At 37.6% G+C, this 5,990-nt stretch carries 5 protein-coding genes and 1 pseudogene; 1 reads left to right on the top strand and 5 read right to left on the bottom strand.

All coding sequences use genetic code 11. From position 1 onward, the window contains the following. Positions 1 to 220: 220 nt before the first annotated feature. Both V7147_RS12930 and V7147_RS12935 read right to left on the bottom strand, forming a co-directional pair. The gene (locus V7147_RS12930; RefSeq protein WP_335368275.1) at positions 221 to 1,228 is read right to left on the bottom strand and encodes a Gfo/Idh/MocA family protein; all 1,008 of its coding nucleotides are present in this window, start codon (positions 1,226 to 1,228) and stop codon (positions 221 to 223) included. Positions 1,229 to 1,272: 44 nt separating this feature from the next. Beyond that, complete coding sequence (locus V7147_RS12935; protein ID WP_335368276.1) at positions 1,273 to 2,262, bottom strand: LacI family DNA-binding transcriptional regulator; 990 nt, start codon at positions 2,260 to 2,262, stop codon at positions 1,273 to 1,275. A gap of 379 nt (positions 2,263 to 2,641) precedes the next feature. Between V7147_RS12935 and V7147_RS12940 the strand changes: the two genes are divergently transcribed. After that, entirely contained in the window at positions 2,642 to 3,610 is a 969-nt protein-coding gene (locus V7147_RS12940) for a sugar phosphate isomerase/epimerase family protein (RefSeq protein ID WP_335368277.1), read from the top strand. A 42-nt stretch (positions 3,611 to 3,652) separates the two neighbouring features. On the opposite strand, the gene V7147_RS12945 is transcribed toward V7147_RS12940, so the two are convergent. From V7147_RS12945 to V7147_RS12955, 3 genes and pseudogenes are all read right to left on the bottom strand, one after another. Beyond that, complete coding sequence (locus V7147_RS12945; RefSeq protein ID WP_335368278.1) at positions 3,653 to 4,177, bottom strand: CBO0543 family protein; 525 nt, start codon at positions 4,175 to 4,177, stop codon at positions 3,653 to 3,655. 141 nt (positions 4,178 to 4,318) lie between these two features. Then, positions 4,319 to 5,485, bottom strand: a complete 1,167-nt coding sequence (locus V7147_RS12950; protein WP_335368279.1) for an LL-diaminopimelate aminotransferase — start codon at positions 5,483 to 5,485, stop codon at positions 4,319 to 4,321. 161 nt (positions 5,486 to 5,646) lie between these two features. Further along, a pseudogene (locus V7147_RS12955) lies at positions 5,647 to 5,990 on the bottom strand (hypothetical protein); the annotation flags it as partial.

Here is a 5,990-nt window from a genome sequence, read left to right on the forward strand (position 1 = left end):
ATGTAATAAATGATTGGATTGGTGTATATGTAATTGATTACAATTATTTTGAACAAGCCTTATAATGTCTTCATTTTAGAGGTGAAAAATCATGAATGTAATCCGTTACATACATAGTATAAGATAAACAATATTCAGTCAATTATTTTTAGGTAGTAATTATCATTTTTTCCATAATTGGTATAACCTATATTACTTACATATTTTAAGCATATGAAACTTATGAACCAAGTATTTTCTCAACTACCCTAAGAGAAGCAATTGCCTGCTCACCTGTAACAGGGGGTTTAACGTCATAAAGGATCGACTCTATAAATGCATCAATCACTCCTGTATTGGTTTGATTATCATTCGTCTGAATCGACTCGAATTCATACTTTTTTATAGTCCCATCCTTCTTTTCAACCACCAGCGGTACATCAGGAACATGATAGATTTTCAAGATTCCTTTTTGACAATAGATAATCGTGGAATTATCTTCGGAACCATAATATGTCCACGAAAACGAAGCCGTTCCTAACCGACCTTTCCTCGTCTTTAATGCACACACAACATTATCGCAAACCTCAATTGGCAATCCATTTTCATCCACTTTGTCCAAAGCACCATGGAAAGAATAAACGTCTTCAATTTCGTCATCCAATAGGTAATGGATTAAATCAATTTTATGAATGCCTAAATCACCTGCAACACCCGAGTGGGAACGTTCTTTAATAAAAAACCAGGTGGAGTTTGATTTGTTTATACCCCAGCTTTCAGGTCCTTGATGACCAAAACTAGTTTTAAAGGTCAGAACCTCACCTAATTCTTTATTATCCAAAATTTCCTTCGCTTTTTGGTGGGCTTTTGTAAAACGTTGATTATGATCAACCATTAATTTTCTTCTGGATTTCCGTTCTGCTTCAAGGATTTCCTCAGCATGCTGCACACTTATCGCTAAAGGTTTTTCACATAAAACATGCTTCCCACTTAGCAAAGCTTTAGTAGTATTAATATGATGTGCCTCGTTAGACGAACAATCGCTTATTGCGACAATGGCTGGATCATTGAATAGTTCCTCAATGGTTCTAACAGCTTTCCCACCAAATTCATTAGCCAGGCTTTCAGCTCTCTCAAATTTACGGTCAAAAAAGATGATTTCCTCGACATGTGGATTTGCTTTATACTCGGGAGCGTGCCTGAATCTAGTGATTGAACCACATCCGATAATGCCTACTTTAAGACCCACGAATGAAAACCTCCTCTCTTCCTTTTTTTAAAGCCTTAGAAAAACTAACCCATTGTAGACTCCCGAATGATTAGTTCATGGTCTAATACAACACTTTCGACCTTCTCACCCTGAATACTAGTAATCAGCATCTCTGCTGCAGTGCAGCCCATTTTATACATTGGCTGTGAAATCGTAGTTAATGTTGGATTCGTCATGTTTGAAAAGCTAATATTATCAAAACCAACGATTGCCACATCATTTGGCACATGAAGGCAATATCCATTAATTCCTTTTAGCGCTCCAATCGCCAACGTGTCAGAAACAGCAAATACCGCTGTCGGCTTTTCCTCTAGTTGAAACATAATCCTCATAGCTTGAACCCCATTTTGAAATTCAAGTTCCTTTGAGTGATAGATCCATTCTTCACGAATCGATAATTCGAATTCTTTTAAAGCTCGCTCATACCCATTCCTACGCTGTCTTGCATATAAATACTTTTCATCTGAATTAATGAGTGCGATTTTATGATGACCTAATTTAATCAAATGTTTAACCGCCTGATACGCTGCCAATTCATTATCGATGGTGACATAAGGAATACTTCCCCCTACTTCGTACTCACTACAAAGAATGACTGAGTGATTTTCAGCTAAGTCATTCAGCTTTTGCATATTGACAGTTGGGTCCATCGAAATGACGCCATCTGCCAGCTTGTTCTTAACCATATTAAAATAAATGTTTTCTCGGTGTGGATTTGAGTCAGTTTCACAAAGAAGGATATTGTAGTCATTAGCAATTGCCGTATTTTGAATTCCATTTACGATGTCTGTGTAAAAGGGATTTGAAATACTCGGAAGTAACACTAATAACAATCGACTTTCAGAGTTTCGAAGATTTCTTCCTAGCATACTAGGTTCATAATTGAGAACTTTTATCGCATTTTCAACTTTTATTCTTGTTTTTGGACTTACAGACGTAGCATGATTAAGGACCCTTGAAACCGTTGCAACGGATACACCTGCTTTTTGAGCTACCTGTTGAATATTCGCCATTATTGGTCCCCACTTTCAATTCTATTAATCAAATGCGCCTTGGCATATTTGCGCCCAGATTTATTCGGCAAATTCGAAAAATTACCTTTGAAAATCTGTGGCATCCGCCGGAGGCTTTAACTTTATTCAGTCGGGGTTTGTACGCCCACTAATTAGTTACTCATTTTATATTCACCCCGCTTACAGTAGTGGAGGATTTTCACAGAATAAAGTTAAAAAATTGTAATCGATTACAAACATAATTGTAAGTATTCTGAATATTATTGTCAAGATATAACCGCATTTCCATAATTTTATTATTTTGAATATTTATTTTATATTATATTTGCTATAATAGGCTGTAATCGATTACAAAATAATATATTGGGGAGGAAACATTATGAAGTTAGGGGTATTTACGGTTTTATTCTCGGAAAAAAATCTTGACAGTATGCTGGATCATGTAGCTGCAAAAGGAATCGAAGCAGTAGAATTAGGCACAGGCGGCTATCCTGGTGATGCCCACTGTAAGGTTGATGAATTATTAGATAATGAACAAAAGCAAAAGGAATTTATGGAGAAAATTTCAAGCAGGGGATTAATCATCAGCGCCTTAAGTTGTCACGGCAACCCGCTCCATCCTCAAAAACATATCGCGGAGGAAGCAGATTCGATCTTTTTAAAAACGGTTAAATTAGCGAATCAGCTTGGTGTACCTGTCGTAAATACATTTTCTGGCTGTCCAGGAGACCATGAAAATGCAAAATACCCGAACTGGCCAATTTCACCATGGCCCAATGATTTCCAGGAGATTTTAAAATGGCAATGGGAAGAAAAAATCATTCCTTATTGGAAAGAAAAAGCAGCTTTTGCAAAAGAACATCATGTGAAGATTGGACTTGAATTACATGGTGGATTTTCTGTACATACACCTGCAACCTTGTTGCGATTAAGGGAAGCATGTGGTCCGGAAATAGGAGCAAACCTTGATCCAAGCCATATGTGGTGGCAAGGAATTGACCCAGTTGAAGCCATAAAAATATTAGGTCGTGAAAATGCCATCCACCATTTCCATGCAAAAGATACAATCATTGATCAGCCGAATACAAACCGTAATGGTTTAACAGATATGACTGCTTACCATGATATGCAAAATCGCTCTTGGTATTTCCGTACGGTTGGATTTGGTCATGATTCCAAGGTTTGGGCTGATATGATAAGCACTCTTCGTCTATTTGGCTATGATTATGTAGTAAGCATTGAACATGAGGATGGATTAATGTCAATCGAAGAAGGATTCACAAAAGCCATACAAACCCTTACGCCAGTTATGGTGAAGGAATCCGTTGGGGATATGTGGTGGACGTAAGTATTTTAAAGGGAGAAGCAGATGAACGCTTCTCCTTTATTGTTATTTTAAATATTTCAAAGGAATTGGAAACATATTAAGTAGAAAAATAATCCAAATTATTGATAGGCCCCATGCGATAAGTGGTTGTTTCTGATGAATTCGTAACATTGGAAACATCACTATATTAAAAATAATGGACCAGCCTAATGTCCATCCATGATGATGATTAATGAGGTCTAAATATTTCAAATTAATGTACTCCACAAATGAAAATAGAAACACCCACCCCCCAATCCAAAGCAATTTTTTCCATAATCGCTCTGGAAAACGCCCGAGATAGATTAAGGCTGTGGCTGGATAGCAAACAAACATAATTAACAAAGTAATAAATGTATGATTGATGAGGATATTTTTTGCAAACATTGTTTCTTGGTAGGTCCAAATCGAGTAATTATGGAATAAAAAGTTTTTTAAAAGGTCCCCCACTACAAAGAACAAGATGGTAGCATAATATTCTTGCCACCTCCTCCAATCGCCCCATTTCATGGCGACCAAAAGGAATAGGGCGTTATAGACTAGGTGCATCAAATACACTCCTAAACATGTTATACATTTATAATACCCATTTTTTTACATTTAAATAAGACGAATCATAAGTTAGATTCGCCTTTTTGGTATAGCTATTCAGGGCATGCTCCTGTGTTTCGGAATGTGTAAGTCACTTCTCTATTTTAACAGTGAGATATCTTTTAAACGTTGAACAGCCCTTCTCAAGGTTTCTTCATTTTGAACTAGACCAATTCGTACATAGCCCTCACCACTTTGACCAAAAGCATTGCCTGGAGTAACAACAATTCCTGCTTCATCAATTAATCGATAGGTAAATTCAGTTGACGTAACCCCAGCTGGCACCTTTGCCCAGATAAACATCGATGCCCTAGGAGCGTCCACTTTCCAGCCTACATCAGCAAGCCCATTCACTAAAAGATCCCGTCGTTTTTTATACGTTTCTCGAAGGTCTTTACTGAATCCTGAAGTATCGCGTAAAGCAGCAATCGCTGCTTTTTGAATCGGCAAGAACACCCCGTAATCAAGATTTGATTTGAGACGGCCCACTGCTGAAATGATCTCCGAGTTCCCAACAATATATCCAATCCTGCAACCGGCCATATTAAAGCTTTTTGAAAGCGAGTTGAATTCAACCCCCACTTCCTTAGCACCTTCTACGGATAAAAAGCTAATTGGTTGTTCTTCAAAATACAGCTCCGAATAGGCAAAATCATGGAGAACAATTATTTGGTATTTTTTCGCAAACTCGATGACCTTTTTAAAAAAGGATTCTGTCGCAAGCGCCGGAACAGGGTTACCCGGAAAGTTCAAAATGATCAATTTTGCCTTTTGACAAACCTCTTCAGGAATTGCGTCCAAATCAGGTAAAAATTGATTCTCTTCTTTTAAAGGCAAGCTATAAGGAGAGGCTCCTGAAAGTGCAATGCCTGCTGCATATGCCGTATAGCCGGGATCTGGGACAAGAATTAGATCTCCCGGATTTACAAAAACCATCGGAAAGTGGACAAGTCCGTCCTGGGAACCCATAACCATTAGGACTTCATTTTCCTTTTGAACGGAAACATCAAATCTTCTTAAGTAGTATTCAGAAATCGTTTCATGCAATTCGTCAATTCCAGTTAAAGAATATCCATATAATAAAGGGTCTTGTGCATGTTTAGTCAATGTTTCAGTGACATAAGATGGTGGCGGCAAATCGGGGCTACCCACGCTTAAGTCAATGATATCATGCCCCTCACTTAGTTTTTTCTTCTTATAGTTTGCTAGTTCATTAAATATCGATTCTCCAAATGCATTCATTTTCTGCGATAGTTTAATTTCCATTGCTGACACCTCAATTGTAAGAATTACTACTATTATAACAAGATTTTGAAAGTTTGGGTTAGGGCTTTACAGAAGAAAGCATCATCTCATAGACTTCTTCAATTTGTAGATTCTGATAATCTCGTAATCTATCTTCTCTTATCCATTCTAAAGTATTTGTATCATTTCACAAAAAGTGTGGGGCACATCGGTAATTCCGACATTTTGTTTTTGATTAAGTTCTGGAGTTCTTCTGTACTTTTCCTTTGCTTCGTTGTGCCATGCCTTGACTGCCTCTTTGTAATTTCCTTATATGAAATCTGATTAGTATTACCCCATTTCTTCCAGGGAACTTTATCGTATTTATGATGATGGTAATACTTCCATGGCAGGATACTCCCCGGCGCATAATTATACGTGCCCACGTTTACCGGATCGTGTACCAACTGACCGGTCTCAGCATGATAGACGACTTCAAAGCGACCATTTGATGAGATAAACTTCACATTATAAGCAGCGTCATAAT

Origin of the sequence: Bacillus sp. JJ1521 (assembly GCF_036965165.1) — a bacterium.
GTDB lineage: Bacteria > Bacillota > Bacilli > Bacillales > Bacillaceae_L > Ferdinandcohnia.

What these genes read in the sequence shown, in the direction of transcription:
- V7147_RS12935 (WP_335368276.1), bottom strand. Translation starts at nt 2,262, where the DNA reads ATGGCGAATATTCAACAGGTAGCTCAAAAAGCAGGTGTATCCGTTGCA.
- V7147_RS12940 (WP_335368277.1), top strand. Translation starts at nt 2,642, where the DNA reads ATGAAGTTAGGGGTATTTACGGTTTTATTCTCGGAAAAAAATCTTGAC.
- V7147_RS12945 (WP_335368278.1), bottom strand. Translation starts at nt 4,177, where the DNA reads ATGCACCTAGTCTATAACGCCCTATTCCTTTTGGTCGCCATGAAATGG.
- V7147_RS12950 (WP_335368279.1), bottom strand. Translation starts at nt 5,485, where the DNA reads ATGGAAATTAAACTATCGCAGAAAATGAATGCATTTGGAGAATCGATA.